This window comes from Klebsiella sp. NPDC088457 (genome assembly GCF_044900465.1).
Taxonomy (GTDB): Bacteria; Pseudomonadota; Gammaproteobacteria; order Enterobacterales; family Enterobacteriaceae; genus Klebsiella.
Genome location: NZ_JBJDNH010000003.1, coordinates 48,559 through 74,937, shown reverse-complemented (window position 1 = coordinate 74,937; position 26,379 = coordinate 48,559). Strand labels below are relative to the sequence as shown.

The window sequence follows — 26,379 nt, the reverse complement described above, 5'->3', positions numbered from 1 at the left end:
CGATGGCCACAGTACTGAAAAAAACCGATGTCGCGATTGTCGGCTTTGGCTGGGTTGGCGCGATCATGGCAAAAGAGCTGACTGAAGCGGGGTTAAACGTTGTGGCGCTGGAGCGTGGTCCGATGCGCGATACCTGGCCTGACGGTGCTTATCCGCAGGTGGTTGACGAACTGACCTACAATATCCGCCGTAAGCTGTTCCAGGATCTGTCGAAAAGCACCGTCACAATCCGTCACAACACCCGCCAGCAGGCGGTGCCATATCGCCAGCTGGCGGCCTTCCTGCCGGGTACCGGCGTTGGCGGCGCCGGTCTTCACTGGTCCGGGGTCCATTTCCGCGTGGATCCGATTGAACTGCGCATGCGTAGCCACTATGAAGAGCGCTACGGCAAAAGCTTCATCCCGCAGGATATGATTATTCAGGATTTCGGCGTCACCTACGATGAGCTGGAGCCGTTCTTCGATAAGGCCGAGAAGGTCTTTGGCACCTCCGGCACCGCCTGGTCGGTGAAGGGGCAGGTGGTCGGTAAAGACCGCGGCGGCAACTTCTTCGCGCCGGACCGTTCGGACGACTTCCCGCTGCCGGCGCAGAAAAACACCTGGTCGGCGCAGCTGTTTGAGAAAGCGGCGCGGGAAGTGGGTTACCATCCATATAACCTGCCGTCGGCGAACACCTCCGACTCCTATACCAACCCCTACGGCGCGCAGATGGGGCCGTGCAACTTCTGCGGCTACTGCAGCGGCTACGCCTGCTACATGTATTCTAAAGCCTCGCCGAACGTTAACATCCTGCCCGCGCTGCGCCAGGAAAAACGCTTCGAGCTGCGCACCAACGCCAACGTGCTGAAGGTCAACCTCAGCGACGACAAACAGCGCGCCACCGGCGTGACCTATGTCGACGGCCAGGGGCGTGAAATGGAGCAGCCGGCAGATCTGGTGATTATCGGCGCCTTCCAGTTCCACAACGTGCACCTGATGCTGCTTTCCGGCATTGGCAAACCTTACGATCCGCAAACCGGCGAAGGGGTGGTCGGACGCAACTTCGCCTACCAGAATATGACCACCATCAAAGCTATCTTTGACAAGGATACCTTCACCAACCCGTTTATCGGCGCCGGCGGTAACGGCGTCGGGGTGGATGATTTTAACGCTGATAACTTTGACCACGCCGAGGCGGGCTTTGTCGGTGGTTCGCCATTCTGGGTCAACCAGGCCGGCACCAAACCGGTTTCCGGGCTACCGGTGCCGCCAGGAACGCCGGCATGGGGGAGCAAGTGGAAATCGGCGGTGGCCGATACTTACACCCATCATCTGTCGATGGATGCCCACGGCGCCCACCAGTCCTACCGCCAGAACTATCTCGATCTCGATCCGAACTATAAAAACGTCTTCGGTCAGCCGCTGCTGCGCATGACCTTTGACTGGCAGGAAAACGACATCAAGATGGCGCAGTTCATGTTCGACAAAATGGCGCCAATCGCCAAAGCGATGAAGCCGAAATATCTGCTCGGCAGCCCGAAAAATGCCAATAGCCACTTTGACACCACCAGCTACCAGACCACCCATATGAACGGCGGCGCGGTCATGGGCGAAGATCCGAAGACCAGCGCCGTTAACCGCTATCTGCAAAGCTGGGACGTGCACAACGTTTTCGTCATCGGCGCTTCCGCCTTCCCGCAGGGGCTGGGATATAACCCGACGGGGACGGTTGCCGCACTGGCCTACTGGTCAGCGAAGGCGATCCGTGAACGGTACCTGAAAAATCCGGGTCCATTGGTGCAGGCATAAAGGAAGGCAAATAATGATGAAAATGAAATGGTTATCGGCACTGGTGCTCGGTGCATCAAGTTGTGCTGCTTTTGCCGCGCCGACGCTGGCGGACAGCGATTTGATCAAGCAGGGCGAGTATCTGGCGCGCGCCGGGGACTGCGTCGCCTGTCATACCAACGGTAAAGAGGGGAAACCTTTCGCCGGCGGCCTGGCGATGGAAACGCCGATCGGCACCATTTACTCCACCAATATTACGCCGGACCGCACTCACGGCATCGGTGGCTATACCTTTGAAGAGTTCGACGATGCGGTACGCAAAGGGGTGCGTAAAGACGGGTCGACGCTCTATCCGGCGATGCCGTATCCCTCTTTCGCCCGGATCGATGAAGCGGATATGCGCGCGCTGTACGCCTACTTTATGCACGGCGTGGAACCGGTGGCAGAGGCGAATCGCGATACCGACATTCCGTGGCCGCTGTCGATGCGCTGGCCGCTGGCGTTCTGGCGCGGCATCTTCGCTCCGGCACCGGCTGATTTTGTCGTCAACCCGCAGGTTGACCCGGTACTGGAGCGCGGCCGCTACCTGGTGGAAGGACTCGGACACTGCGGGGCGTGTCATACCCCACGGAGCCTGACGATGCAGGAAAAAGCGCTGAGCGAAAACGAAGGCGACGATTACCTGGCGGGCAGCAACGCGCCGATCGACGGCTGGGTGGCCTCCAGCCTGCGTGGTGAAAACCGCGACGGCCTGGGCAGCTGGAGCGAAGGCGAGCTGGCGGAGTTCCTGAAAACCGGGCGCAACGATAGGTCCGTGGTCTTCGGTGGCATGAGCGATGTGGTGGAGCACAGCCTGCAATATCTCTCTGATGACGATATCACCGCTATTGCCCGCTATCTGAAGTCGCTCCCGCCGCGCGGGGGTAAACAGACGCCAGCGCCGGTGGAAGACAGCGTGGCGAAGGACCTGTGGAGAGGCGATGACAGCAAAACCGGCGCCGCGCTGTACGTCGATAACTGCGCGGCCTGCCACCGTACCGACGGCGTGGGCTACAAACGCGCTTTCCCGGCGCTGAAGGGCAACCCGGTGGTGCAGACCGAAGATGCGACATCGCTTATCCATATCATCCTGACCGGCAGCACCACTCCGGCGGTGAAGAATGCGGTCTCCAACCTGACCATGCCGTCATTCGGCTGGCGTCTGGACGATCGTCAGGTGGCCGAGGTGGTCAACTTTATCCGCAGCAGCTGGGGCAACAACGCGCCGCCGGTGACGGCAGACGATGTGGCGAAAGTGCGTAAGGATAAGTCGATCGTGCGCGATGAAAAGGCAACGGGCAACGTCGATGTCTCGAAACTGCCGACCAGCGGACAGTAACCATCAGGGATGTGCCGCTCGCGCGGCGCGTCCCGTGCGGAGTCGCGACGCGAAACGGGCGTTGAATCAGGGAGTACGTGCGCATGCTGCATGCTGAAGGGCTGAGCTGCATCTTTGATGACCGGGTGCTGTTTCAGGCGCTTACCGTGACGGTAAAGCGCGGTGAGCTCCTGCTGGTAGCCGGTGATAACGGCGCGGGTAAAACCTCGCTGCTGCGGATCCTCTGCGGCCTGGCGCGCCCGGAGCGCGGGGTGGTCAGCTGGCAGGGGCATCCCCTGGCCCGGGTGCGCGAGGAGTTCCATCGCCAGCTGCTGTGGCTCGGCCATAAAACCGCGGTCAAAACGGCGCTGACGGCGGATGAAAATCTGCGTTTCTTCTTTCCCGATACCCGTCCGCAGGCGCGTGAAGCGGCGCTGGCGGCAACGGGGCTGGCGGGGTACGAAGATCTGCCGTTAAGTCAGCTTTCCGCCGGGCAGCAGCGGCGGGTCGCGCTGACGCGTCTGTGGCTGACCGCCGCGCCGCTGTGGATCCTTGATGAACCGTTCACCGCCCTCGACGCCGCGGCCAGCGAAACCTTAAGCCGCCGCCTGGAGCAGCACGTACTGGCAGGCGGCAGCGTGGTCCTCACCAGCCATCAACCGCTACGGGCGCTGGCCTGCCCGCGCCGCACGCTGCGGCTCGGGACCGAGACGGAGACAGAAGCATGATCTGGACGCTGTTGACCCGTGAGCTACGCCTGGCCTGGCGCAGCGGGGTCGAGATCCTCAATCCGCTGTGGTTTTTCCTGGTGGTGATCACCCTGTTTCCCTTTGGCGTCGGCGCCGACCCGCAGCTGCTGGCGCAGATTGCGCCCGGCATCGTCTGGGTGGCGGCGCTGCTGGCGGCGCTGCTGGTGATGGACCGGCTGTTTCGCGACGACTGGCAGGATGGCTCCCTGGAGCAGCTCCTGCTGATGCCGACGCCGCTGGTGGCGGTGGTGCTGGTCAAGATCGTTGCCCATTGGCTGATGACCGGTCTGCCGCTACTGGTGGTTTCTCCGCTGGCGGCGCTGCTGCTGGGGATGTCGGGCCATGACGCGGGCGTACTGGCGCTGACTCTGCTGCTGGGGACGCCGACCCTGAGCTTCTTAGGCGCGGTAGGGGTCGCCCTGACGGTGGGGCTGCGGCGCGGCGGCGTGTTGCTCAGCCTGCTGGTGCTGCCGCTGTCGGTGCCGCTGCTTATTTTTGCCACCGCCGCCACCCAGGCCGCCTCGACGGGACTGCCGGTGGATGGCTACCTGGCGATTCTGGCGGCGTTTTTCACCGCCAGCGCCACGCTGTGCCCGTTCGCCACCGCCGCCGCGCTGCGGCTGACGGTGCAATAACCCGCTGCGGCCACGCTGCCGCAGCCATAAAAACAGTAGTGTGAGCAAACGTTATGTGGAAAACATTACATCAACTGGCGATACCCGAGCGGCTGTACGGCCTGTGCGGCCGCTTTATCCCGTGGCTGGCGGCGTTAAGCGTGCTGCTGCTGGCGGTAGGGTTGGTCTGGGGCTTCGTCTATGCTCCGGCGGACTATCAGCAGGGGCAAAGCTACCGGATTATGTATCTGCATGTCCCGGCGGCGATGTGGTCGATGGGCGTCTATCTGGCGATGGCCGTGACCGCCTTCGTCGGGATGGTCTGGCAGATCAAAATGGCCGATCTGACGGTGGCCGCGCTGGCGCCGGTGGGTACCGCCTGTACCGTCATCGCCCTGGTCAGCGGCTCAGCGTGGGGCAAACCGATGTGGGGAACGTGGTGGATCTGGGACGCCCGCCTGACGTCAGAGCTGGTATTGCTGTTTCTTTATGCCGGCATCATCGCTCTGTGGCACGCCTTCGACGATCGTCGGCTGGCGGGCAGGGCGGTGGGGATTCTGGTGCTGGTGGGGGTGGTGAACCTGCCGATCATTCACTATTCGGTGATCTGGTGGAACACCCTGCACCAGGGCTCCACCAACATGCAACAGACCATCGACCCGAGCATGCGCCTGCCGCTGCGGATCTGTATTCTGGCGTTTCTCAGCCTCGTGGCGACGCTGACGCTGATGCGCCTGCGCAATTTAATTCTGTGGCAGGAGCGCCGCCGCCCGTGGGTTCAGGCGCTGGTCAATAAAGGAGCGCTGAAATGACGCCCGCTTTTTCTTCCTTCTCCGCCTTTCTGGCGATGGGCGGCTATGCGCTTTACGTCTGGCTGGCGGCGGGGGCGACGCTGGCCGTTTTGGGGCTGCTGACGCTGCATACCCTGTGGCAACGGCGGGCGCTGTTTCATGAGATCGCCCGCCAGCAGGCCCGGGAGCGGCGTATTGCCGCCGCCCGTCGCCGCGAAAAGGAGGCCGCGGATGCAAACGCGTCGTAAAAACCGGCTCGCTATCGCTCTGGCGGTACTGATCGGCCTGGGGCTGACGATTGGCCTGACGCTGTATGCCCTCAGCGCCAATATCGATCTGTTCTACACCCCGGGCGAGATCCGCTATGGCAAAACGGAGACGCAGCGGAAACCGGATATTGGCCAGCGTTTGCGCGTCGGCGGCTACGTTCAGCCCGGCAGCGTGCAGCGCGATCCGCAGACGCTCGACGTCAGTTTCCAGCTGTATGATGCCCGCGGGGTGGTTGATGTCAGCTACAAAGGTATTCTGCCGGACCTGTTCCGCGAAGGTCAGGGCGTGGTGGCCCAGGGCGTGCTTGACGGCGAGCGGCATATCACCGCGCAGCAGGTGCTGGCGAAACATGACGAGAACTATACTCCGCCGGAGGTGAAAGCGGCCATGCAGCCGGGGAAGCAGGGAGAAAGGCCATGATGCCGGAACTGGGCAATTACCTTTTGTGCCTCGCGGCGGGCCTGGCCCTGCTGCTGAGCGTTTACCCGCAGTGGGGCGCCGCGCGCCAGGATCGTCGGCTGATGGCGCTGGCCCGTCCGCTGGCCTGCGCGCTGTTTGTCTGCATCGCCGGCGCGTTTCTGGTGCTGGTCCATGCCTTTGTGGTCAATGATTTTACCGTGCGCTATGTCGCGGAAAACTCTAACAGCGCGCTGCCGGTGTGGTATCGGGTCGCCGCGACCTGGGGCGCGCACGAGGGCTCGCTGCTGCTGTGGGTACTGCTGCTGAGCGTCTGGACCTTCGCGGTGGCGTTGTTCAGTCGGCGGATGCCGCTGGATGCCGTAGCGCGGGTGCTGGCGGTGATGGGCGCTATCGCCTTCGGCTTCCTGCTGTTTATTCTGTTTACCTCGAATCCGTTTCGCCGCACGCTGCCGCTTTATCCGGTTGATGGTCGCGATCTCAATCCGCTACTGCAGGATATCGGCATGATTTTCCATCCGCCGATCCTCTATATGGGCTACGTGGGCTTCTCGGTGGCGTTTGCTTTCGCCATTGCCTCGCTGCTCGCCGGGCGGCTGGATACCGCGTGGGCCCGCTGGTCGCGCCCGTGGACCCAGGCGGCGTGGGTGTTCCTTACCCTCGGCATCGTGCTCGGGTCGGCGTGGGCCTACTACGAGCTGGGCTGGGGCGGCTGGTGGTTCTGGGACCCGGTGGAAAACGCCTCGTTTATGCCGTGGCTGGTGGGAACCGCGCTGCTGCATTCGCTGGCGGTGACCGAGAAACGCGGCAGTTTTCGCGCCTGGACCGTCCTGCTGGCGATTGCCGCCTTTTCGCTGTGCCTGCTGGGAACCTTTCTGGTGCGCTCCGGCGTGCTGGTGTCGGTGCATGCGTTTGCCTCCGACCCGTCGCGCGGGCTGTTTATCCTCGCGCTGCTGACGATCGCCATCGGCGGCTCGCTGCTGCTGTACGCCCTCAAAGGCGGCCAGGTACGGGCGCGGGTCGAGCACGCGCTGTGGTCGCGCGAATCGTTCCTGCTCGCCAACAATATTCTGCTGGTGGCCGCGATGCTGGTGGTGCTGCTTGGCACGCTGCTGCCGCTGGTGCACAAAGAGCTGGGGCTTGGCAGTATCTCTATTGGCGAACCGTTCTTCAATACCCTGTTCAGCGTCCTGATGGCGCCCCTGGCGCTGCTGCTCGGGCTGGGGCCGTTGGTTCGCTGGCGGCGGGATGAGGCGGGAAAGCAGGTGAAGCGTCTGCTGATCGCCCTTTTGGTGACGTTGTCACTTTCTCTGCTGCTGCCGTGGCTGCTACAGGATCGGATTGCCGCCATGGCGGTCGTCGGGCTGATGATGGCCATCTGGGTACTGATCTTCGCCCTGATCGAGGTGCATGAGCGCGCCAGCCACCGTCACGGCTTCTGGCGCGGGCTGCGCACGCTGTCGCGCAGTCAGTGGGGGATGGTGCTCGGCCACGTCGGGGTGGCGGTGACGGTGATCGGTATCGCCTTCAGCCAGAACTATAGCGTTGAGCGCGATGTGCGGATGAAAACCGGCGACAGTATCGATATTCACCGCTATCACTTCGTTTTCGAGGGCGTGCGCAATATCGTCGGCCCGAACTGGAGCGGCGGCGAAGGGGTGATTGCGGTAACGCGTGACGGTCGCCCGGAAGCGACGCTGTATGCGGAAAAACGCTTCTACAGCGCCAGCCGGATGATGATGACCGAAGCGGCAATCAGCGGCGGTCTGACCCGTGACCTGTATGCCGCTCTGGGCGAAGAGCTGAACGACGGCAGCTGGGCGGTACGTCTGTATTACAAACCTTTTGTACGCTGGATCTGGTACGGCGGGGTGCTGATGGCGCTGGGCGGCCTATGCTGCATGCTGGACCCGCGCTACCGGATGCGTAAAAAACTGCAGGAGGCGCAATGAACCGCAGGCTGCTTTTTATCCCGCTGGCGCTGTTTCTGGCGCTGGTCATTGCTTTGTTCTGGCAACTGATGCGCAATGCCGACGGCGACGATCCGACGACGCTGGAATCGGCGCTGATTGGCAAGCCGGTGCCGACATTTCGCCTCGAAGCGCTCAACGTGCCGGGTAAAATCTACGACCGCGCGGCGCTGATCGGCGGCCAACCGCTGCTGCTCAACGTCTGGGCCACCTGGTGTCCGACCTGCCGCGCCGAGCATCAGTTCCTCAACGGCCTGGCGAAACAGGGCGTGCGGATCGTCGGGATGAACTATAAAGACGATCGCCAGAAAGCAGTCAGCTGGCTTAATAATCTCGGCAACCCCTACGCGCTGAGCCTGTTTGACGGCAACGGCATGCTGGGGCTGGATCTTGGGGTTTACGGCGCGCCGGAAACCTTCCTCATCGACGGTAAAGGGATTATCCGCTGGCGACACGCGGGCGATCTGAACGAACGGGTGTGGCGCGAGCAGCTCCAGCCGCTGTGGCAAAAATACCGCCGGGGGCCGGCATCATGAGGCGCTGGACTGTGGCGCTGCTGGCGTTGCTGATGGCCGCCCCGACGTTGGCCGCTATCGATACCTGGCAGTTTAAAAACGAGGCCCAGGAGCAGGCGTTTCGCGAGATAACCTCGCAGCTGCGCTGCCCGAAGTGCCAGAACAACAGCATCGCCGACTCGAATGCGATGATTGCCGCCGACATGCGGCTCAAAGTCTATGAGCTGATGCAGCAGGGGCAAAGCAAAGAGCAAATCATCGCCTATATGGTGGCGCGCTATGGCAATTTCGTCAGCTATCAACCGCCGCTGACCGCCGCGACCCTGCTGCTGTGGCTGGTGCCGGGGCTGTTTGTGGCGGCGGGGGCCGCGGTGCTGGTGACGCGCGCCCGGCGCCGCGACCCGGGAGACGCGGCGCTGAGCGCAGAGGAGCGCCAGCGGCTGGCGAGGTTACTCAACCAGGGAGATGAGCAATGAGCCTGTTTTTACTCCCGGCCCTGCTGTTGCTGGCCGGGGCGCTGGCGGTACTGTACTTTCCGTGGCAGGGCAAAGGGGCGGTTGACCGCGATACCCTCAACCGGGCGCTGTACCAGTCGCGGCTACAGGAGCTGGAGCAGGACAACCCCGCCGCCCGCGAAGCGATGGTGGTCGAGCTACAGCGGACGCTGCTGGCGGATATTCCCGTTGCCGGACCGCCGCCCGCCCGTCCGCTGAGCCGCTGGGCGCTGCTGCCCGGTGCGCTGGTGTTGGTGGCGCTGAGTAGCGGCATCTTTCTGAAAACCAGCGATTTTGGTCAGGTGCTGCTGTGGCAGCAGGCCGGGCGTGACTATCCCGCCTTGCTGCGGCAGGTGAACGATCCCACGGCAGCGCCGCTGCGAATGGATCAAATCGCCCAACTGCGGTTAGGGTTGCGCAGCCAGTTGCAGGAGCATCCTGACGATCTCGCCGGCTGGCAGCTGCTGGGGCGTCTCGGCCTGCTGCTGAACGACGGCGAGACGGCGATCGGCGCGTTTGCCCGCGCCCATCGGCTGGCGGCGGACGATCCGGCGGTGACCTTCGATTATGCCAGCGCGCTGGTGCGGGCGGGGGATAGCGGGCAGCTGCGGATGGGCGAGCTGCTGCTGCGCGAGCTGTATCGGCGCCAGCCGCAGAATCTGCCGGTGCTGGAGATGCTGGCGCTGAGCGCGCTGCGTAGCGAAGATTACCCGCAGGCGGTTGCGGCATTGCAACAACTGCTGGCAGTATTGCCGGCGAACGATGCGCGACGTCAGGCCATTGAACGCCAGCTGGCGCAGGCGCAGGCGAGCGCACGGTAATCTGCCGGGCTAACCATCGCCCGCCGGGCTGCGGGGCGCCTTTTATTGTCTGAACGATCGTGACAAGCACACAAAAAAGCCCCGGCGTTTCCGCTGGGGCAAACCCTGTCAGAGCATCATGGAATTAGTTAAAGACCATCCCGCCGTCGATCAGCAGCGACTGACCGGTCATATAGTCGGAGTCCGGGCTCGCCAGATACGACACGCAGGCCGCCACGTCTTCAGGCTCCGACAGACGCCCCAGCGTGATGCGTTTCGCGAACTCGGCCGTACCGTGGCCCAGCGGTTTGCCCGCCGCTTCCGATACCTGACGATCGATCTCCGCCCACATTGGGGTCTTGACGATCCCCGGACAGTAGCCGTTAACGGTGATACCCAGCGGCGCCAGGTCGCGGGCGGCGGTTTGCGTCAGGCCGCGCACGGCGAATTTACTTGAGCTGTAAACCGCCAGATCCGAGTTACCGACGTGCCCGGCCTGCGAACAGGCGTTGATGATTTTCCCGCCGTGTCCCTCTTTTTTAAAGGCCGCGACCGCCGCCTGAATGCCCCAGATCACGCCTTTGACGTTGATGTTATAAACCTTATCGACGATCTCTTCGGCGATCGTTTCAATCGGCGTGGAAGGGGCGATGCCGGCGTTGTTGACGATGACGTCGAAGCCGCCCAGCGTTTTGCGCGCCTGCTCGACGGCGGCGAAAACCTGTTCGCGGCGGGAGACGTCTACCTTAACCGCCAGCGCCCGGCCGCCGTGCTGGTTGATTTCCGCGGCTACCGCTTCGGCAGCGGCGTCGTTGTAATCGGCGATGGCCACGGCAAATCCGTCTTTAACCAGACGCAGCGCGATAGCTTTACCGATGCCCTGAGCGGCGCCGGTGACGAGTGCGACTTTTTGCATGTTCCTTTCCTTTTATTGATGGTGGCTCAAAGTATCTGGCTGAGATGGAGCTGTCCCATCAGCAGCGGGTTATCGCGGTAATCGACCGGAATGGCGACCACCGCAGGGCCATCGACGTCCATGGCGGCACGTAGCGTCGGCTCCAGCGCGTCGGCGCTCTCCACCGCAAAGCCTTTGGCCCCAAAAGCTTCGGCGTAGGCTTTAAAATCCACCGCGCCGAATTCCACGCCGGAGAGGCGCTGGTATTTTTTCTGTTCCTGAATCGCCACCATGTTGTAACCGTTGTCGACCCAGATGATATGCAGGATATTGGCCCGCAGTCGGACGGCGGTTTCCAGCTCCATGCTGGATTGCAGGAAACCGCCGTCGCCGGAAACCGAGACCACTTTGCGCTGCGGATTCACCAGCCACGCGCCGATTGCCCACGGCAGCGCGACGCCCATCGTCTGCTGACCGTTGGAAATCATCACCTGACGGGCGCGGAAGCTGTACAGATAGCGGGCAATCCAGATATGGAAGCTGCCCATGTCGACGGTGAGGGTGGCATCGTCGTTAACGATATCCTGCATTGCCCGCACGATGCGCAGCGGATGAAGGGCAAATTGATTCAGCTGCGCGCCGCGGCGGTCGAGCAGTTCGCGCTGATGCTGGCGATCGCGGAGGATCTCCGCCGCCTGCGGGGTTAATACCAGCTTATGCGTGATGCGCCGGGTCAGTTTGTTCAGCGTCGCGGCGATATCGCCCACCAGTTCGCTATCCGGGGTGTAGTTACGTTCTTCATACGCGGGCAGGACGTCGATATGTACCAGCGTCGCGTCGCCGCGGTTCCACATCGCCGGTTCATATTCCACCGGGCTGTAGCCGATGCAGATGATCAGGTCCGCCAGATGCAGCAGGCGGTCACCGGCCTGGTTGTTAAACAGCCCGACCCGGCCGGCGAAGCGTGAAAAATGCTGCTGGTTGACCGCCCCGGCGGCCTGGTAGGTACTGGTGACCGGAATATGACTCTGCTCCAGCAGCTGGTGCAGAGCGCGGCTGTTTTCCGGCTGGCTGGCCATCAGCCCGAGCAGGAAGATGGGATTTTTGGCGGCGGCGATCATCCGCGCGACCTTGTCGATCGCCTCGTCCGGGGCGGCCCCCATTTGCGGGACGTTGCCGGCTGGCAGAATCGCGCCGTGGGCAGGTTGATCGACAACATCCTGCGGCAGGCTGATAAAGGCGCTGCCCGGGCGCCCCTGTTCAGCGGCGCGAAAGGCGTTGGAGACGGCTTCCGCCAGCGCGTCGGCGGCGGTGACTTCCACGGCATATTTGGTCACCGGGCTGAACATCGCCACGGTATCCATGCTTTGATGGACCAGTTTGGCCTTATCCGCCCGCTTGACCGCGCCGCCCAGCGCCACCACCGGGTCGCCTTCGCTGTTGGCGGTGGCCATGCCGGTAATCAGATTCGAACAGCCCGGGCCGGAGGTGACCAGCGCGACGCCCGCTTTACCGGTAAGACGACCGACCGCCGCGGCCATAAAAGCGGCGTTGGCTTCGTGACGTACGGGAATAATGCGGATGGTGGAGTCCAGCAGCGAATCGAAAACTTTATCTATTTTGGCGCCGGGGATGCCGAAGACCTGGCGTACCCCCTGGGCCTCAAGCTGGCTGACGATCATATCCGCGCCGTGCGCCCACCGGCGTTCGTGACGTTGATTGTCCATAGGAAGCTCCTTAGTTTTCTACCGCGCGGATGGCGGCGTCGAGATTGTCAGGATGCAGATCGGCCTGCAGAAAAGCGCTGTCGACCGGGAGGTCAATCAACAGCTTGTGGATCTCGCCGAAGGTCAGCACGCCGCGGTCGAGCTGGTAATCCAGCAGATGCCCGCCGCCCTGACGATCGTCGGTGATGAAATGTTCGTGATACCCGGCGACGTTGATCCCCTGCATATGCTGCGGAGTGCGAAAACCGACCAGTATCCCCTGGCGCTGGTTGAAGCGGAACACCGGCTGGTCGTCCAGAACATCGGTCATCGCCCGGTAGGGCGGGGACTGACGAGGAACGGTCCGGGTATGGGCGTGGCGAAAATGGCCTGCGATATGCAGGGCGCAGAACAGATTATCAGAGGGGATGCGCCGGTCGATGATCTCATGCAGCTGCTGGCGGTTGACCGGATGGTCGAAGCTGACGCGATGCTGCGGGTGAAACCAGGTCATCACCGCGAACGGCGTTTTTTGATCCGCGCGGGCTTTGCGCGCGCTACCGTCGGCGCGCAGCTGGTAGACCTCGCTGCTGAAGGCGATCAGCTCGCCGTCAAGTTCATTAAAGGTCCCGAGACCGAAGTCGCCGTGGGTAAGCAGGTCGGCGATGGTGGTATTGCCCTCATAGACGCCGCTCAGGAGTGCGCTCATCAAAGAGGTCTGGTAGAGCACGCTCTCAGGCCGCTGGGCAGAAAAACCGCGTACGGTTTCATACAGGCTCTGCTGGCAGGTGCATGCAGAAGATTGGGTCATCAGCGACTTCCTCGTTCAACAAATATAAGAAAGATTAAATAATTGTTGACCCGATTCAGCGCTCAGTTCCAATATAGAAAGCATGTTGGTTTGAGACGTTTTTGATATGGAACTTCGTTATTTACGCTATTTTGTCGCCGTGGCCGAGGCGCGAAATTTCACCCGCGCTGCCAGGGAACTCGGCATCTCTCAACCGCCATTAAGTCAGCAGATTCAGCGGCTTGAACGGGAGATTGGCACGCCGCTGCTGCGCCGTTTGACGCGAGGAATTGAGCTGACGGAAGCGGGGGAATCGTTTTATGAGGATGCCTGCCAGATCCTCTCCCTGAGCGATGCGGCGCTGGAAAAGACCAAAGGCATCGCCCGCGGAATGAACGGCCGCCTGGCGTTAGGTATTACCAGTTCTAATGCTTTTCATCCGCAGATTTTCGCGCTGCTGCGCCAGTTTCAGCGCCATTATCCGGCGGTCGCCCTGCGCCAGGTCGAGGGCAATATGGCGGCGCTGATGAGCGCGCTGGGGGAAGGAGAGCTGGATATCGCTTTTGTACGCCTGCCGTGCGAAAGCAGCAAAGCGTTTAACTTGCGCATTATTGATGAAGAGCCGATGGTTATTGCCCTTCACCGCGACCACCCGCTTGCCGCGGAGTCCACGCTGCCCCTGGCGCGGCTGCAGGGCACCGCACCGGTGCTATTTCCGCGCGAGGTGGCCCCGGGGCTGTATGAGCAGGTATTTAATAGTTGTTTGCGTGCCGGAATCGATATGCGCCAGGCGAGGCAATCGTCGCAACTCTCCGCCTCTTTGAGCATGGTGGCTGCCGGATTTGGTTTTGCGCTGGTGCCGCTATCGATGACCTGTATTCACCACCCTGAGGTCACCTGGCACCCGCTGCAGGGGGCGCCGCTGACTACCGATATCGCCATTGCCTGGCGGCGATTCGAACGCTCGCGGACGGTAAAGCGTTTTCTGCAGATGTTTTAGCTGCACCGTGTGCTCGCGGGCCGCGGCGCTGCGGTTATGAAAGATAGACGTTTGCCGCCGTGGGGCCGCGCAGGCCGTTAACCCGACGAAACTCAACACGAATGCCTGGGATAATGGTTTCTGGTTCGCCTGGGGATAATGCGGAAATATGGACCTGAACGTCTTTACGACCATCGGAGGGAATTATAAGGCCTTTGCCGGTTTTATTATCAAACGCTTTGACAATGCCTGTCATTTTTTGGAACAAATAAAATCCTTGGGAAAATAAGTACCGGCGCACTATACCTTAAGCAGGGAATAAAACTATTAATTTTATTTTCCGCGAGGCCGGGCTTCTGGATGGCTAAAATAAGTGTTGCTAATAAATATCGCCTGTGCCTTAATAGCTGGGTCGGTTTGTAAGACAGAAAGCAGTTCACTAAAGCAGTCCTCATTTCCAGGCGTTATCGCTGATACCTCCTTCCTTGAGTCCCTCCATTAAGTGTTAAGTCGTTTCTGTAACGCAAATCAGTTTGCCTAAAAGGCTCAAAAAAAGGATTATAAAATGTCGAATAAAATGACTGGTTTAGTAAAATGGTTTAACGCAGATAAGGGCTTCGGCTTCATTACGCCTGCTGATGGTAGCAAGGACATATTTGTTCACTTTTCTGCGATTCAAAGCGATGACTTCCGTACCCTGTTTGAAGGGCAAAAGGTTGAGTTTGTTATTGGCAGCGGCGCGAAAGGCCCGGCTGCGACAAACGTCGCGATTGTAGGGTAAATTTTCTGAATCCTCGTCGGTCTGCGACAACGAAGACGGCAACAGCCTGAGTAGACAGATTGATGAGATTAAAAGATAAATTTAAGTTTATTTAAAACCCGCCAGCGTGCGGGTTTTTTATTTGCCAAAGCAAAGACACCACCGATTGTGCCCGTCATCACCGATAATAAGAATAATCTAATTAAGTCCGGGTTTCGGGGAACAATCAGCGTGGGGTAACCTGGAAATTAAGCTGCGGTTTTTGCTGACGTCTGGAAGAGTTTGTGGCAATAAGGGCAAATGAGCTGGGCGCCTTTTTGTACTCGGCTAAAGCTGTGTTCGGAATCCTGGGAGCAGTTAGGGCAGGTGCATTTTACAAGATAATTACGGCGGCTTTTAGCATCTTTTCGATCTGACATATGATTTTTCCTGATTTAATGGCCTGAAACCATACATCATTATTAAATAAATAGCTCGAACTCATTGTCTTTCGCCAAAAATAAACCGGCAGCAGGCGAATATTTCCGCGGACAAAAATGAGGGAAACGGGCTGCGTTTCTCAGGAGGAACAGGTTCCTCCTGAGAGGGGGCGGTTATTGCGCGATCCAGCCGCCGTCCATGTTCCACGCCGCGCCGCGGACCTGAGCGGCCCCCTCGCTGCACAAAAACAGCGCCAGCTCGCCCAGTTGCTGCGGCGTCACAAACTCGCCCGCGGGCTGTTTTTCCGCCAGCAGCTGCGCGCGGGCGTCCTCTGGTTTCGCCCCTTCGCTGATGCGCTTATCGATCTGCTGCTGCACCAGCGGCGTTAATACCCAGCCGGGGCAAATCGCGTTGCAGGTGATGCCGGTTCTCGCGGTCTCCAGCGCCAGCGTTTTAGTAAAGCCCACCACGCCGTGCTTGGCCGCCACGTAGGCCGACTTATCCTTTGACGCCACCAGGCCGTGAACCGAGGCGATATTAATAATGCGCCCCCAGTTGCGCGCCCGCATGCCGGGCAGCGCCAGGCGGCTGGTGTGAAAAACGCTCGACAGGTTAATGGCGATAATATCGTTCCACTTCTCCACCGCAAAACTCTCCACCGGCGCCACATGCTGGATCCCGGCGTTATTAATCACGATATCGACGCCGCCAAATTCGGCTTGTGCGTAGGCCATCATCGCTTCAATCTGCTGCACATCACGCAGGTCGGCATCGTGATAACCCGGCGCGGTTCCCGCCCGGGCGACCTCCGAACTCGCAGCAGCGCTGTCGCCAAAACCGTTGAGAATCAGCTGCGCGCCGGCCTGTGCCAGCACTTTGGCAATGCCTAAACCAATACCGCTCGTCGAGCCGGTGACCAGCGCCACTTTACCGTTCAGATTCATTGTATTTTCCTTAGTCATACCGGTTAAACGATACCGGTTAAATAGAAGATCGCGATGACAAACAGGACCGCCAGACTCTTGATCAGGGTAATCGCAAAGATGCCGCCGTAGGCCTGACGGTGGCTCAGGCCGGTGATCGCCAGCAGGGTAATCACCGCGCCATTGTGCGGTAATGTGTCCATGCCGCCGCTGGCCATCGACGCCACGCGATGCAATACCTCAAGCGGAATATGGGCGGCGTGGGCGGCGGCGACAAAAGTATCCGACATTGCCGCCAGCGCGATGCTCATGCCGCCGGATGCCGAGCCGGTAATCCCCGCCAGTACGGTGACGCTAATTGCTTCATTTAACAACGGGTTGGGAATGGCGGTCAGCGCTTTGGACAATACCAGGAAGCCGGGAAGCGCGGCAATCACCGCGCCGAAACCGTATTCCGAGGCGGTATTCATCGCCGCGAGGATCGCTCCGCTCACGGCGGTACGGCTTCCCTCGGCGAGACGGCCGCGAATATTGCGAAAGCCGAACAGCAGCACGACGAAAATACCGGCAAGCAGCGCCGCTTCCACCGCCCAGATAGCGGTGATTTTGCCGACTTCCGTGACGATCGGCGTCGCCAGCCCCGGCAGGACCAGTTGGTGGCTGGCGCCATACCACCGCGGGATCCAGCGGGTAAACAGCAGGTTCAGGACGCCAACCAGCAGCAGGGGCGCAATCGCAATCAGCGGATGAGGCAGGTTAATGTTATCCGGCGTATCCGGCTCGTTTTGCAAATTGGTACCGTAGCCTTCAGCGTTGGCCTGGGCTTTACGCCGCTGGCGCTCAAGCCATAGCAGACCCAACGTGATGATAAACAGTGAACCGATCAACCCCAGCCACGGGGCTGCCCAGGCGTTGGTGCCGAAGAAGCTGGTGGGAATAATATTCTGGATCTGCGGCGTGCCGGGCAGCGCATCCATGGTGAATGAAAAGGCGCCCAGGGCCACGGTTGCCGGAATCAGTCTCTTCGGTATTCCGCTCTGGCGAAATAGTTCAGCGGCGAACGGGTAGACCGCGAAGGCCACGACAAACAGCGATACCCCGCCGTAGGTTAACAGGGCGCAAACCAGCACAATCACCGGAATGGCGTGACGCCGGCCGAGGATCTGAATGGCGGCGGCAACGATGGAGCGGGAGAATCCCGAGAGTTCAATCAGCTTGCCGAAGACCGCGCCCAGCAGAAATACCGGGAAGTACAGCTTCACAAAACCGACCATTTTTTCCATGAACAGGCCGGTGAAGGTGGGGCCGACCGCGCCGGGGTCGGTCAACAATACCGCCCCGAGGGCGGCGATCGGCGCAAAAAGGATAACGCTATATCCGCGATAGGCGGCCAGCATCAGTAATGCCAACGCGGCCAGGGCAATCAAAACACTCATCACGATGCCTCACTTGTCTTGTTATTGTCGGGTACCGTTCGCGAAGTTACGGTTTCAGGGCATAGCGCAGCTGGTGTTCCCGGCGCGACCGGATGCGGGCCGTGCGGGCGTCATCCCAGCGGTAAAAGCCTTGTCCGCTGCGGGCGCCGGTATCGCCGCGGGCGACTTTTTCCGCCACCATGGCCATCATTTGCGTACCGCTGGCCAGCTCCGGCAACAGGTGCTGACAGATATCCTGCACCGTCGCCAGTCCGGTCATATCGGCGGCCTCCAGCGGCCCCACCATAGCGTAACGGCGGCCAAGCGAGGCGCGCATCACCCGATCGACCACTTCCGCCGAGGCGATGCCGCTGTGGACGATATGCAGCGCTTCGCGCAGCAGGGCGAACTGCAGGCGGTTGCCGACAAAACCCGGCGCGGCGCGGTTAAGGACCACGGCCTCCAGCGCCGTCGCGGTAAAAAATTCGCTGAGCCGGGCGGGCAGTTCCGGACGGGTGGCGCTGCCGGGAACCACTTCCACAAGGGGAATAAAGTGCGGCGGGTGCCAGAAATGGGCGATCAGCAGACGTTGCGGATGCGCCATCCCCTCGGCCAGCTGGTCCGGCGGCAGGCCGCTGGTATTGCTGGCAATCAGCGCATCTTCGGCGATAATCGCTTCCAGCTGCGCATACAGCGCATGTTTTAGCGCCAGGCGTTCGGGAATGGCCTCAATCAGCAGGGTGCATTCCGCCAGATCGTTCAGGGCGGTGGTCGGGGTCAGCCGCGCCAGTACCGCCGGGGCGTTGCTGACCTCAAACTGGCCGGCATCGTGTAGCTCATTCAGAATGGCGGTGACAACGGCGGGGACTTCCGCCACGCGCGCCGGGTCGGTATCGTAAAGCCGTACCCGGTGGCCGTGGCGGGCAAAATGGCAGGCGATGCCAATGCCCATCAGCCCGGCGCCGAGTACCGCCAGCGTTGGTTTATACATAGTGACTCCTGTTAGCGTTCAATGGTCATCGCGATACCCTGGCCACCGCCGACGCAGAGAGTAGCCAACCCCTTTCTGACGTTGCGGCGCTGCATTTCGTGCACCAGGGTTACGAGGATCCGACAGCCGGAGGCGCCAATCGGGTGGCCTAATGCGATCGCCCCGCCGTTGACGTTCACCTTATGGCTCTCCCAGCCCAGCGCCTCGCCGACCGCCAGCGCCTGGACGGCAAAGGCTTCATTGGCCTCGATTAAATCGACCTCATCGAGCGTCCATCCGGCCCGTTCCAGCGCCTTCTGACAGGCGCTGACCGGACCGAGCCCCATCACCGCGGGATCGACGCCCGCCACCCCTGAGCTGACGATGCGAGCCAGCGCCGGCAGCCCCAGCTCACGCGCTTTGTCGGCGCTCATCAGCAGTACTGCCGCCGCGCCGTCGTTCAGCGAGGAGGCATTCCCGGCGGTGACGGTGCCGTGTTGGTGGCGAAACGCCGGGCGGAGCTGCGCCAGCTGTTCTGCGCTGGCATTCGGCCGGGGCTGTTCATCGCCGGTAATCACCTGCGGCGGTTTTTTCCCCTGGCTGACGCTCACCGGGATAATCTCTGCCTGAAAGCGGCCGGCCTCGATCGCCGCGGCCGCTTTGCGCTGCGATTGCACGGCGAAGGCGTCCTGCTGCTGGCGGTTAATGGCAAATTGGTCGGCGAGGTTTTCCGCCGTCATCCCCATGTGATAATCGTTGAAGGCGTCCCACAGTCCGTCCTGAATCATGCTGTCCAGCATGCTGGTATGGCCCAACCGCAGTCCGGCGCGGGCGCCGTCGACCAGGTAAGGGGCATTGCTCATGCTCTCCTGGCCGCCGGCGATGACCACCTGGGCGTCGCCGCAGCGGATCGACTGCACCGCCTGCTGTACCGCCTTGAGCCCGGAGCCGCACACCAGATTGACCGTGACCGCGGCGCTGGTGACCGGCAGCCCGGCGCGTAATGCCGTTTGCCGCGCCGGGTTTTGCCCGCAGCCGGCGGTCAGCACCTGACCGAAGATCAGTTCATCCACTTCCGATGCCGGAAGCTGGCTACGGGCCAGCAGTCCTTGTACCACCGCAACGCCGAGGTCGACGGCGGAAAGCGTCGAGAAAACGCCGCGAAAGCTGCCGATCGGCGTCCTGAGCGCGCTGACAATCACCACTTCTTTCATTCTGCTTCCTTAGTTGAAACGCATTTCGCAGACATCGTCCGGCACAATCAGCCGTCCGGCGGTTTTACGGGCAATCTCGTCAACGGTGACCCCCGGCGCGTATTCTCGCAGCACGAAGGCGCCGTCGCGAATTTCCAGCAGGGCGAGATCGGTCAGCACCCGGCGGATACAGCCGACGCCGGTCAGCGGCAAGGTGCACCGCGGCAGGAGTTTGGATTCGCCGCTTTTCGAGGCGTGGGTCATCACCACGATGATGTTTTGCGCCCCGGCAACCAGATCCATCGCCCCCCCCATGCCTTTCACCATCTTTCCGGGGATCATCCACGAGGCGATATTGCCCTCGATGTCGACTTCAAAGGCCCCGAGAACGGTTAAATCGACATGGCCGCCGCGGATCATGGCGAAGGACTGGGCGGAGTCGAAAATCGCCGCGCCGCTGCGGGCGGTGACGGTCTGCTTGCCGGCGTTGATCATATCGGCGTCAAGCTGTTCCTCGTGCGGAAAACCGCCCATGCCGAGCAGGCCGTTTTCGGATTGCAGCATCACGTCGATACCCTCCGGGATGTAGTTCGCCACCAGCGTCGGGATGCCGATGCCGAGGTTAACGTAGTCGCCATCGCGCAGCTCTCTGGCGACGCGCATCGCCATTTGTTCACGAGTCAACATCATCAGCGGCTCCCTGCGCGCAGCGTGCGCTGTTCAATGCGTTTTTCGAACTGACCGACAATCAGCCGGTCGACGTAGATTCCTGGCGTGTGGATGGAGGAGGGAGGCAGCTCGCCCGGCGCCACGATCTCTTCAACCTCTACCACCGTAATGCGCCCGGCGGCGGCCATCAGCGGGTTAAAGTTTTGCGCCGTATGGCGATAGATCACGTTGCCGTACCAGTCGGCTTTCCAGCCCTTAATCAGGGCGAAATCGCCGCGAATCGCCTCTTCGAGGATGTAGTTTTTGCCCGCGAACTGGCGGACTTCTTTGCCTTCCGCCACCGGCGTGCCGTAGCCGGTGGCGGTATAAAACCCGGGAATGCCGGCGCCCCCGGCACGTATTTTTTCCGCCAGCGTCCCCTGTGGGGTGAGGTCCACCTCCAGTTCACCGCTGAGCACCTGCTGTTCAAACAGCGCGTTTTCACCGACGTACGACGCCACCACTTTGCATATCTGGCGGGTTTCCAGCAGCAGGCCGAGACCAAAACCATCAACGCCGCAGTTATTCGATACCACCGTCAGCCCGTGCACCCGGCGGCGTTTGACTTCGGCAATCAGGTTCTCAGGGATACCACACAGGCCAAAGCCGCCGGCCAGCAACGTCATTCCATCCGTTAGTCCTTCCAGCGCCGCCTCGTAGCTGGCGACGCGCTTGTCCAGTCCTGCCATGTTTCACCTCTGCTGGCTTGCGATAGGGTTATCATTGGCGGCGCTGACTGATTTGTTAATTTTGAATTTGTGACCCACTCATTTGGTTTTCTTATTAATTTATTGTTAACTAAATCTTTTCAATTAGTTAACGGGTGAAGAAATGAGAATGAGTGTCAAACAGTTACGCGCGTTTTTAGCGGTAGCTCACACTCTCAATTTTGCCCATGCCAGCGAGCGGCTGAATCTTTCGCAACCGGCCCTTAGTTTGACCATCAAAGGCCTGGAGGAGGTGCTGGGCGGCGCGCTGCTGCAGCGCAGCACCCGCAAAGTGACGCTGACTCAGGAAGGGGAGAGTTTCTTACCGATGGCGCGCCAGCTGCTGGCGGACTGGGACAACGTCGAAGAGGCGATGCGGCAGAGCTTCACCCTGCAGCGCGGCAAAATATCGGTGGCGGCGATGCCCTCGTTTGCGGCGAACGTCCTGCCCGAAGTGCTGAAAGCATTTCGCGACCGTTATGCCGGTATCAACGTGACGGTTCATGACGTGATTAACGAGCAGGTGATTGAAATGGTTCGTGAAGGTCGGGTAGAAATGGGGATCGCGTTCGAACCGGCGCCAGCCAACAATTTGCTGTTTACCCCGCTGGGGGTTGACCGTTTTGTCGCCATTGTGCCGAAGGCGTCGCCGCTGGCCAGCAGGCGCCGGCTAAGCTGGCAGGAACTGCTGACGCTCGACTTTATCACTCTGCAACGGCCTTCGGCGGTGCGCCTGATGCTTGAAGAGGAGCTGGCGCGCAGCGGGCGTAAGCTGGATGTGGCGCTGGAGAGTCACCAACTGGTGACGGTGGGGAGAATGGTCGCCAGCGGTCTTGGCGGCAGCGCCGTACCGGCATTATGCCAGTCGCAAATGCAGGCGCTGGGTACCGTGTGTCTGCCGCTCGATAACCCGCCGATTGAAAAATGTATCGGGGTGATTCATGCCGGGCATATGCAGCTGTCGAAAGCGGCTCAGGCGCTGCTGGAGACGTTGAAGGCGGCTTTTTCGGCTTGAGCTGCCGGTACAGGGGACAGAAGAAAAAACCGGCGTGGTTAGCCGGTTCAGCAATCAGATTTTGCAGGCGTCGCCGCAATCATCATCGGCAACAATCGCCTCGGCTTTTTTGTCAGCATCTTCAAGGCGTTCGGCGTTACGCTCTTCCGCCTCTTCCAGACCGCTGAAAACCAGGTTGTCGAGATCAATTTCCATGAGTTACCCACTTTAGTTCAGTTTTGACCGTCAGCAGATTATAGAACAAAACCCCCAGGGGATGAACCCAGGCCGGCAGGCGACCGCACATAGCGATAATTTGGTGCTGTTGCCGGTTATTTCGACAGCCTCCTCGCGTTTACCGCTAATAATAAGAGTTGACAGATGATTATTATTTTGAATGCGTAAAAATGATTATCTGGCTACTTATTAAATGAAAGGACAACAAACTGGCAATCAGGCGTTGACCTGGGCTATTCATGATATTATGGCCGTGATTATGGTTGATTCTATGGATCTTGATCAATGGCGCCAACAGCAACAGTTGCCATCAAAGAATGGCGAAAAAATAATAAATTTATTTGTCAAATTAAACTCAAATATAAAAAGGTCTTACGAAAATGCAGAGAAATACCTCTCGCAGGGGGAAAGTATAAGGAATATCAAGAACTTTGTGATAAATACGTCTGCGCCAGATTGACCGGCGCCACCGAGGGGCTGGTCAGTTTCCAGGATAAGCCGTTCAAAGCGTATTTGAATAAAAAAATGTCCAAAAGAACCAAGCTGGCTATTGCTTATGGTTCGTTGAATTTTATAGAAAAAACCTTCAGTCCGACGGTGCTGCCGCAGCTGTATAATGTGCAGGACTTCGGGCTGCCGGTGGCAGAAATTCCGTTGAAAAACGGCACCCACCTTGCGGTTAAGCTGCTGGCTTCGCCTTTTCAGGAAGAGGGCGAGCTGATGCTATTAATGTTACAGGGTGACAAACGCATCTATAGCATCTGTTTTTCCTGTACTGAAGATCGCCGGGCGTATATTGGCGGAATTCAGGGCGGGAAGGATATTGCTAATGATGAAATTAAAGTGCTGACCAAAGAGTTACACGGTGCGCGGCCGAAAAATTTAATTATCTCTTTGCTGTACGCTTTTTTGCAGTATTGCGATATTAAAGAGATCTATGCGATCGACTCAGATTTTCACGTCAAAAGCGAACGGCTGAAAAGCCGTTACGCCGAGCTGTGGCTGGAACTCGGTGGCGAAAAGCACCGCCGCGGATGGTATAAATTACCGCCGCATGAGATAAAGAAAAGTCTTGAAGAAGTAAAAAGTAAGCATCGCAGCCAGTTTATCAAACGTGAAAGTTTGAAGGAGCTGGCGCAGCTGGAGCTGATGGCCGCCTTGCGAAACATCAGCGCACAGCCGCCCGCGACTAAGCTGCAGTAAGCGACTGGCGGGTCAACAGGGGGCTGTTGACCCGCCACTCTCCTCCCAACTTATCCCTTTCTGCTCGCTCAACTTCCTTTTATAAATTAAAAAAATTTAAACATTTAATGCGGGATGGTTTTACATAACTTTTACATATCCTTATACTTTATTACGTTCTTCGCTCGGCTCATGAGCGTCCAACCAGCATGTTATGTGGTCAGTGCCCGGTCATTTTCTGATAAGACACTGTTAAAAATAAATACATTGGTTATATCGACTAACGTCGTATGGGATGAGATATGGACGAACAACAAGGTAGCGGAAGAGGGATTTTCTTCACCGTTTACCGACTACTCTTTGTGGTACTGAGTTTTGGGATTGGACTGTTTTTGACTCTCTGGGGCGGCAAGCTCCTCTCGCTAGGCGGCAGCGCCTGGTATCTGTTGGCCGGCCTGGCCTATCTGCTGATCGCCGTCGGATACGTCATCCGCAGTCGCTACGTCCTTCCTTTCGCTATCATTACCTTCCTGCTGACCCTCGTCTGGGCGCTCTATGAAGTGCAGCTGAGCTACTGGGGGCTGATTCCACGACTGGTGGTTCCCGCGCTGCTGTTGATGCTCGGCCTGTGGCTGGCCACGACGCTGCCGGTGAAACGCGCGCATGTCCGCTATGCCAACTGGAGCGCCTCGGCGATATTCCTCGCGCTGCTGGCGACGCTGGTCTCGGCATTTTACCCGCATGGCGGCATTCATCATGGCGTGGTCAAAGCCGCCGGCGATAACAAGCCGACCCTGGCTGCGCAAAGTGATAACTGGGAATTTTTCGGCCGTGACGCGTCGGGCACCCGTTTTGCGCCATATGACGATATTACCCCTGAGAACGTCAAGAACCTGAAGGTGGCGTGGACTTATCACACCGGCCGTCGGGTCACCGGCCCGGGGATTGGGGTGGATGAAAACACGCCGCTGCAAATTGGCGACACCCTATACTCCTGTACGCCGCTAAACGTGGTGACCGCGCTGGATGCGGATACCGGCAAAGCGCGCTGGCGTTTTGACCCGCACGCGCAGACCGCGGAGCACGTTACCTGCCGCGGCGTGGGCTACTATGACGTGCAAAGCGATACGTCGTTGAGCGCGCAAGAGAAGGCCAGCCCGGCGCTGCAGCAGTGTCCGCAGCGGATTCTGGTGTCTACCGTCGACGCGCGTCTGCTGGCGCTCAATGCCAGAACCGGCGAACTGTGCGATGACTTCGGCACGCACGGCAGCGTCGATCTGAAACAGGGGATGGATAACACCGAAAACAGCAAACGCTACCATCCGACCTCCACGCCGGTGATCATGGGACACATTGCGGTGCTGGGCGGCTGGGTACGCGATATCGTACACGGCGAACCGTCGGGCGTGGTTCGCGCGTTTGACGTGCGCAACGGTAAAGTCGTCTGGGCCTGGGATGTGGGCCAGCCGGAAAATATTAGCGACCCGGAAAAGGGCCGCGTCTACACCCTCGAAACGCCTAACGTCTGGACGGTGCCCGGCTTCGATAAAGAGCTGAACCTGGTTTATCTGCCGACCGGTAACGGTCCGCCGGATTACTGGGGCGGCGATCGTAACGCGGCTAAAGAGAAATACGGCTCTTCCGTGGTGGCGGTGGATGCCAGCACCGGTGAAACAAAATGGGTCTTCCAGACCGTGCACCATGATATCTGGGACTACGATTTACCCTCACAACCGGTCCTTTTCCACATCAAAAATGACCAGGGTGAAGAGGTTCCGGTACTGATTCAGACCACCAAAACCGGGCAAATCTATGTGCTGGACCGTCGTACCGGCAAGCCGGTGACGCAGGTGGAAGAGCGGCCGGTCGCCCATGAAGGCGCTGAAGGCGAACATCTCTCCGCCACTCAGCCGTTCTCTACCGGGATGCCGCAGCTTGGCGTAGAGCCGCTGACGGAAAAATCGATGTGGGGCGTCACGCCGTTTGACCAGCTGATGTGCCGTATTGACTTCAAAGAGTCGACCTATCTGGGAATGTATACTCCGCCATCAGAAAAACCGTATATCGAGTGGCCGAGCCTGCTGGGCGGCATGAACTGGGGCGGTATTTCAATTGATGAACGGACCGGCACGCTGTTTGTTAACGATATGCGTATGCCGTTGAGAATGTCGCTGGTGCGTCAGGAGGACATGGCGAAATACAAAGTCTCCACTGACGAAGTTCCGGGCTTCATGGGGACCGTGCGTCCGCAAATCGCCGGACCATACGGCGGCGTGCGGATCGATATCCTGCAGTCCGCGCTGGGCGTGCCGTGTAATACGCCGCCGTTCGGCACCATGAGCGCTATCGACCTGAACAGCCGCCAGCTGATGTGGCAGGTGCCGATGGGTTCCGTGGAAGATACCGGTCCGCTGGGGCTGAAAACGCATCTGCACATTCCGCTGGGAATGCCGACCCTGGGCGGCCCGACCTCTACCGCTTCCGGGCTGATCTTCTTTGCCGGGACTCAGGATAACTACCTGCGTGCGCTGGACTCAGCCACCGGTAAAGAGCTGTGGCGCGCTCGTCTGCCGGTGGGGGCGGTGGCCGCTCCGCTGATCTATAAATCACCGAAGACCGGGAAAGAGTACGTGGTGATTTCCGCCGGCGGCGCCAGCCACTCGCCGGACGTGGGCGACGATATTATTGCCTATGCCCTGGAAGAGTAGCGGTCTGAGGCCGACCCGCTGCGTTAGCTCCCCCTGACGGGGAATACCA

General features: G+C 59.9%; 28 protein-coding genes. 16 read left to right on the top strand and 12 right to left on the bottom strand.

Annotated features, from left to right (window positions below; all coding sequences use genetic code 11):
• The first annotated feature begins 2 nt into the window (after positions 1–2).
• The 11 genes from ACI2JR_RS03500 (at position 3) to ccmI (ending at position 9,764) form a co-directional block, all read left to right on the top strand.
• Positions 3–1,787, top strand: a complete 1,785-nt coding sequence (locus ACI2JR_RS03500; RefSeq protein WP_132730708.1) for a GMC family oxidoreductase — start codon at positions 3–5, stop codon at positions 1,785–1,787.
• Between the two features lie 13 nt (positions 1,788–1,800).
• Positions 1,801–3,144 (top strand): c-type cytochrome, encoded by a 1,344-nt coding sequence (locus tag ACI2JR_RS03495; protein ID WP_462477895.1) that lies wholly within the window; start codon positions 1,801–1,803, stop codon positions 3,142–3,144.
• Between the two features lie 83 nt (positions 3,145–3,227).
• Positions 3,228–3,851: a cytochrome c biogenesis heme-transporting ATPase CcmA gene (ccmA, locus tag ACI2JR_RS03490; RefSeq protein ID WP_462477894.1), complete on the top strand. Its 624-nt coding sequence runs from the start codon at positions 3,228–3,230 to the stop codon at positions 3,849–3,851.
• Positions 3,848–4,507, top strand: a complete 660-nt coding sequence (gene ccmB / locus ACI2JR_RS03485) for a heme exporter protein CcmB (RefSeq protein WP_462477893.1) — start codon at positions 3,848–3,850, stop codon at positions 4,505–4,507. The genes ccmA and ccmB overlap by 4 nt, the downstream gene beginning before the upstream one ends.
• Positions 4,508–4,560: 53 nt before the next feature.
• Positions 4,561–5,298: a heme ABC transporter permease gene (locus tag ACI2JR_RS03480; protein ID WP_462477892.1), complete on the top strand. Its 738-nt coding sequence runs from the start codon at positions 4,561–4,563 to the stop codon at positions 5,296–5,298.
• Complete coding sequence (gene ccmD / locus ACI2JR_RS03475; protein ID WP_132730712.1) at positions 5,295–5,525, top strand: heme exporter protein CcmD; 231 nt, start codon at positions 5,295–5,297, stop codon at positions 5,523–5,525. Before ACI2JR_RS03480 ends, ccmD begins: the two co-directional genes overlap by 4 nt.
• Positions 5,509–5,967 carry a cytochrome c maturation protein CcmE gene (gene ccmE / locus ACI2JR_RS03470; protein ID WP_462477891.1) on the top strand — a complete coding sequence of 153 codons (459 nt, stop codon included), beginning with the start codon at positions 5,509–5,511 and terminating at the stop codon, positions 5,965–5,967. Before ccmD ends, ccmE begins: the two co-directional genes overlap by 17 nt.
• Entirely contained in the window at positions 5,964–7,916 is a 1,953-nt protein-coding gene (locus tag ACI2JR_RS03465; RefSeq protein ID WP_462477890.1) for a heme lyase CcmF/NrfE family subunit, read from the top strand. The genes ccmE and ACI2JR_RS03465 overlap by 4 nt, the downstream gene beginning before the upstream one ends.
• The gene (locus ACI2JR_RS03460; protein ID WP_132730715.1) at positions 7,913–8,470 is read left to right on the top strand and encodes a DsbE family thiol:disulfide interchange protein; all 558 of its coding nucleotides are present in this window, start codon (positions 7,913–7,915) and stop codon (positions 8,468–8,470) included. Before ACI2JR_RS03465 ends, ACI2JR_RS03460 begins: the two co-directional genes overlap by 4 nt.
• Entirely contained in the window at positions 8,467–8,925 is a 459-nt protein-coding gene (locus tag ACI2JR_RS03455) for a cytochrome c-type biogenesis protein (RefSeq protein ID WP_132730716.1), read from the top strand. The genes ACI2JR_RS03460 and ACI2JR_RS03455 overlap by 4 nt, the downstream gene beginning before the upstream one ends.
• Positions 8,922–9,764 carry a c-type cytochrome biogenesis protein CcmI gene (gene ccmI, locus ACI2JR_RS03450; RefSeq protein WP_462477889.1) on the top strand — a complete coding sequence of 281 codons (843 nt, stop codon included), beginning with the start codon at positions 8,922–8,924 and terminating at the stop codon, positions 9,762–9,764. Before ACI2JR_RS03455 ends, ccmI begins: the two co-directional genes overlap by 4 nt.
• 124 nt (positions 9,765–9,888) lie before the next feature.
• Here the strand turns inward: ccmI and ACI2JR_RS03445 are convergent, their stop codons facing one another.
• The 3 genes from ACI2JR_RS03445 to budA are packed head-to-tail and all read right to left on the bottom strand — an operon-like array spanning position 9,889 to position 13,155.
• A complete protein-coding gene (locus ACI2JR_RS03445; RefSeq protein WP_462477888.1) occupies positions 9,889–10,659 on the bottom strand; it encodes a (S)-acetoin forming diacetyl reductase in 771 nt (256 codons plus the stop codon).
• Between the two features lie 26 nt (positions 10,660–10,685).
• Entirely contained in the window at positions 10,686–12,365 is a 1,680-nt protein-coding gene (gene alsS / locus ACI2JR_RS03440; protein WP_462477887.1) for an acetolactate synthase AlsS, read from the bottom strand.
• 10 nt (positions 12,366–12,375) lie between these two features.
• Positions 12,376–13,155: an acetolactate decarboxylase gene (gene budA / locus ACI2JR_RS03435; protein ID WP_462477886.1), complete on the bottom strand. Its 780-nt coding sequence runs from the start codon at positions 13,153–13,155 to the stop codon at positions 12,376–12,378.
• Positions 13,156–13,261: 106 nt separating this feature from the next.
• Here budA and ACI2JR_RS03430 point away from each other — a divergent pair, with 106 nt between their 5' ends.
• Entirely contained in the window at positions 13,262–14,134 is an 873-nt protein-coding gene (locus ACI2JR_RS03430) for a LysR family transcriptional regulator (RefSeq protein ID WP_132730721.1), read from the top strand.
• A gap of 34 nt (positions 14,135–14,168) precedes the next feature.
• Here ACI2JR_RS03430 and cspF read toward each other — a convergent pair whose 3' ends face one another.
• The gene (gene cspF, locus ACI2JR_RS03425) at positions 14,169–14,381 is read right to left on the bottom strand and encodes a cold shock-like protein CspF (RefSeq protein ID WP_132730722.1); all 213 of its coding nucleotides are present in this window, start codon (positions 14,379–14,381) and stop codon (positions 14,169–14,171) included.
• A 297-nt stretch (positions 14,382–14,678) separates the two neighbouring features.
• Between cspF and cspA the strand changes: the two genes are divergently transcribed.
• On the top strand, positions 14,679–14,894 hold the full coding sequence (gene cspA, locus ACI2JR_RS03420) for a transcription antiterminator/RNA stability regulator CspE (protein ID WP_132730723.1): 216 nt from the start codon (positions 14,679–14,681) through the stop codon (positions 14,892–14,894).
• Positions 14,895–15,121: 227 nt separating this feature from the next.
• Here cspA and ACI2JR_RS03415 read toward each other — a convergent pair whose 3' ends face one another.
• From ACI2JR_RS03415 to ACI2JR_RS03385, 7 genes are all read right to left on the bottom strand, one after another.
• A complete protein-coding gene (locus ACI2JR_RS03415; protein ID WP_243655237.1) occupies positions 15,122–15,292 on the bottom strand; it encodes a YnfU family zinc-binding protein in 171 nt (56 codons plus the stop codon).
• A gap of 174 nt (positions 15,293–15,466) precedes the next feature.
• On the bottom strand, positions 15,467–16,237 hold the full coding sequence (locus ACI2JR_RS03410; RefSeq protein ID WP_462477885.1) for a 3-hydroxybutyrate dehydrogenase: 771 nt from the start codon (positions 16,235–16,237) through the stop codon (positions 15,467–15,469).
• 23 nt (positions 16,238–16,260) lie between these two features.
• Positions 16,261–17,655, bottom strand: coding sequence for a GntP family permease (locus ACI2JR_RS03405; RefSeq protein WP_462477884.1), 1,395 nt, complete (start codon positions 17,653–17,655; stop codon positions 16,261–16,263).
• A 43-nt stretch (positions 17,656–17,698) separates the two neighbouring features.
• Entirely contained in the window at positions 17,699–18,622 is a 924-nt protein-coding gene (locus tag ACI2JR_RS03400) for a 3-hydroxyacyl-CoA dehydrogenase family protein (RefSeq protein ID WP_462477883.1), read from the bottom strand.
• Positions 18,623–18,633: 11 nt separating this feature from the next.
• Positions 18,634–19,815, bottom strand: coding sequence for an acetyl-CoA C-acetyltransferase (locus tag ACI2JR_RS03395; protein ID WP_462477882.1), 1,182 nt, complete (start codon positions 19,813–19,815; stop codon positions 18,634–18,636).
• Between the two features lie 9 nt (positions 19,816–19,824).
• Positions 19,825–20,481: a CoA transferase subunit B gene (locus ACI2JR_RS03390; protein WP_132730828.1), complete on the bottom strand. Its 657-nt coding sequence runs from the start codon at positions 20,479–20,481 to the stop codon at positions 19,825–19,827.
• Positions 20,482–20,483: 2 nt separating this feature from the next.
• On the bottom strand, positions 20,484–21,191 hold the full coding sequence (locus tag ACI2JR_RS03385; protein WP_132730728.1) for a CoA transferase subunit A: 708 nt from the start codon (positions 21,189–21,191) through the stop codon (positions 20,484–20,486).
• Positions 21,192–21,333: 142 nt separating this feature from the next.
• On the opposite strand from ACI2JR_RS03385, the gene ACI2JR_RS03380 reads away from it, so the two are divergent.
• Entirely contained in the window at positions 21,334–22,224 is an 891-nt protein-coding gene (locus ACI2JR_RS03380; protein ID WP_165905752.1) for a LysR family transcriptional regulator, read from the top strand.
• Between the two features lie 54 nt (positions 22,225–22,278).
• Here ACI2JR_RS03380 and ACI2JR_RS03375 read toward each other — a convergent pair whose 3' ends face one another.
• Entirely contained in the window at positions 22,279–22,419 is a 141-nt protein-coding gene (locus tag ACI2JR_RS03375) for a hypothetical protein (protein WP_132730730.1), read from the bottom strand.
• A 306-nt stretch (positions 22,420–22,725) separates the two neighbouring features.
• Between ACI2JR_RS03375 and ACI2JR_RS03370 the strand changes: the two genes are divergently transcribed.
• Both ACI2JR_RS03370 and ACI2JR_RS03365 read left to right on the top strand, forming a co-directional pair.
• Positions 22,726–23,643, top strand: coding sequence for a DUF535 family protein (locus ACI2JR_RS03370; RefSeq protein ID WP_132730731.1), 918 nt, complete (start codon positions 22,726–22,728; stop codon positions 23,641–23,643).
• A 281-nt stretch (positions 23,644–23,924) separates the two neighbouring features.
• On the top strand, positions 23,925–26,330 hold the full coding sequence (locus tag ACI2JR_RS03365) for a membrane-bound PQQ-dependent dehydrogenase, glucose/quinate/shikimate family (RefSeq protein WP_132730732.1): 2,406 nt from the start codon (positions 23,925–23,927) through the stop codon (positions 26,328–26,330).
• Positions 26,331–26,379 lie beyond the last annotated feature (49 nt).

Bases quoted from the DNA above. Each gene is read 5' to 3' on its own strand.
- ccmA (WP_462477894.1), top strand. From the start codon at position 3,228: ATGCTGCATGCTGAAGGGCTGAGCTGCATCTTTGATGACCGGGTGCTG.
- cspA (WP_132730723.1), top strand. From the start codon at position 14,679: ATGTCGAATAAAATGACTGGTTTAGTAAAATGGTTTAACGCAGATAAG.
- ACI2JR_RS03370 (WP_132730731.1), top strand. From the start codon at position 22,726: ATGGCGCCAACAGCAACAGTTGCCATCAAAGAATGGCGAAAAAATAAT.
- ACI2JR_RS03390 (WP_132730828.1), bottom strand. From the start codon at position 20,481: ATGTTGACTCGTGAACAAATGGCGATGCGCGTCGCCAGAGAGCTGCGC.
- ACI2JR_RS03385 (WP_132730728.1), bottom strand. From the start codon at position 21,191: ATGGCAGGACTGGACAAGCGCGTCGCCAGCTACGAGGCGGCGCTGGAA.
- ccmB (WP_462477893.1), top strand. From the start codon at position 3,848: ATGATCTGGACGCTGTTGACCCGTGAGCTACGCCTGGCCTGGCGCAGC.
- ccmI (WP_462477889.1), top strand. From the start codon at position 8,922: ATGAGCCTGTTTTTACTCCCGGCCCTGCTGTTGCTGGCCGGGGCGCTG.
- ACI2JR_RS03500 (WP_132730708.1), top strand. From the start codon at position 3: ATGGCCACAGTACTGAAAAAAACCGATGTCGCGATTGTCGGCTTTGGC.
- ACI2JR_RS03395 (WP_462477882.1), bottom strand. From the start codon at position 19,815: ATGAAAGAAGTGGTGATTGTCAGCGCGCTCAGGACGCCGATCGGCAGC.
- ACI2JR_RS03365 (WP_132730732.1), top strand. From the start codon at position 23,925: ATGGACGAACAACAAGGTAGCGGAAGAGGGATTTTCTTCACCGTTTAC.
- ACI2JR_RS03480 (WP_462477892.1), top strand. From the start codon at position 4,561: ATGTGGAAAACATTACATCAACTGGCGATACCCGAGCGGCTGTACGGC.
- alsS (WP_462477887.1), bottom strand. From the start codon at position 12,365: ATGGACAATCAACGTCACGAACGCCGGTGGGCGCACGGCGCGGATATG.
- ACI2JR_RS03380 (WP_165905752.1), top strand. From the start codon at position 21,334: ATGAGAATGAGTGTCAAACAGTTACGCGCGTTTTTAGCGGTAGCTCAC.
- ACI2JR_RS03465 (WP_462477890.1), top strand. From the start codon at position 5,964: ATGATGCCGGAACTGGGCAATTACCTTTTGTGCCTCGCGGCGGGCCTG.
- ACI2JR_RS03375 (WP_132730730.1), bottom strand. From the start codon at position 22,419: ATGGAAATTGATCTCGACAACCTGGTTTTCAGCGGTCTGGAAGAGGCG.
- ACI2JR_RS03430 (WP_132730721.1), top strand. From the start codon at position 13,262: ATGGAACTTCGTTATTTACGCTATTTTGTCGCCGTGGCCGAGGCGCGA.
- ccmD (WP_132730712.1), top strand. From the start codon at position 5,295: ATGACGCCCGCTTTTTCTTCCTTCTCCGCCTTTCTGGCGATGGGCGGC.
- ACI2JR_RS03400 (WP_462477883.1), bottom strand. From the start codon at position 18,622: ATGTATAAACCAACGCTGGCGGTACTCGGCGCCGGGCTGATGGGCATT.
- budA (WP_462477886.1), bottom strand. From the start codon at position 13,155: ATGACCCAATCTTCTGCATGCACCTGCCAGCAGAGCCTGTATGAAACC.
- ACI2JR_RS03460 (WP_132730715.1), top strand. From the start codon at position 7,913: ATGAACCGCAGGCTGCTTTTTATCCCGCTGGCGCTGTTTCTGGCGCTG.
- ccmE (WP_462477891.1), top strand. From the start codon at position 5,509: ATGCAAACGCGTCGTAAAAACCGGCTCGCTATCGCTCTGGCGGTACTG.
- ACI2JR_RS03415 (WP_243655237.1), bottom strand. From the start codon at position 15,292: ATGTCAGATCGAAAAGATGCTAAAAGCCGCCGTAATTATCTTGTAAAA.
- ACI2JR_RS03495 (WP_462477895.1), top strand. From the start codon at position 1,801: ATGATGAAAATGAAATGGTTATCGGCACTGGTGCTCGGTGCATCAAGT.
- ACI2JR_RS03445 (WP_462477888.1), bottom strand. From the start codon at position 10,659: ATGCAAAAAGTCGCACTCGTCACCGGCGCCGCTCAGGGCATCGGTAAA.
- ACI2JR_RS03410 (WP_462477885.1), bottom strand. From the start codon at position 16,237: ATGAATCTGAACGGTAAAGTGGCGCTGGTCACCGGCTCGACGAGCGGT.
- ACI2JR_RS03455 (WP_132730716.1), top strand. From the start codon at position 8,467: ATGAGGCGCTGGACTGTGGCGCTGCTGGCGTTGCTGATGGCCGCCCCG.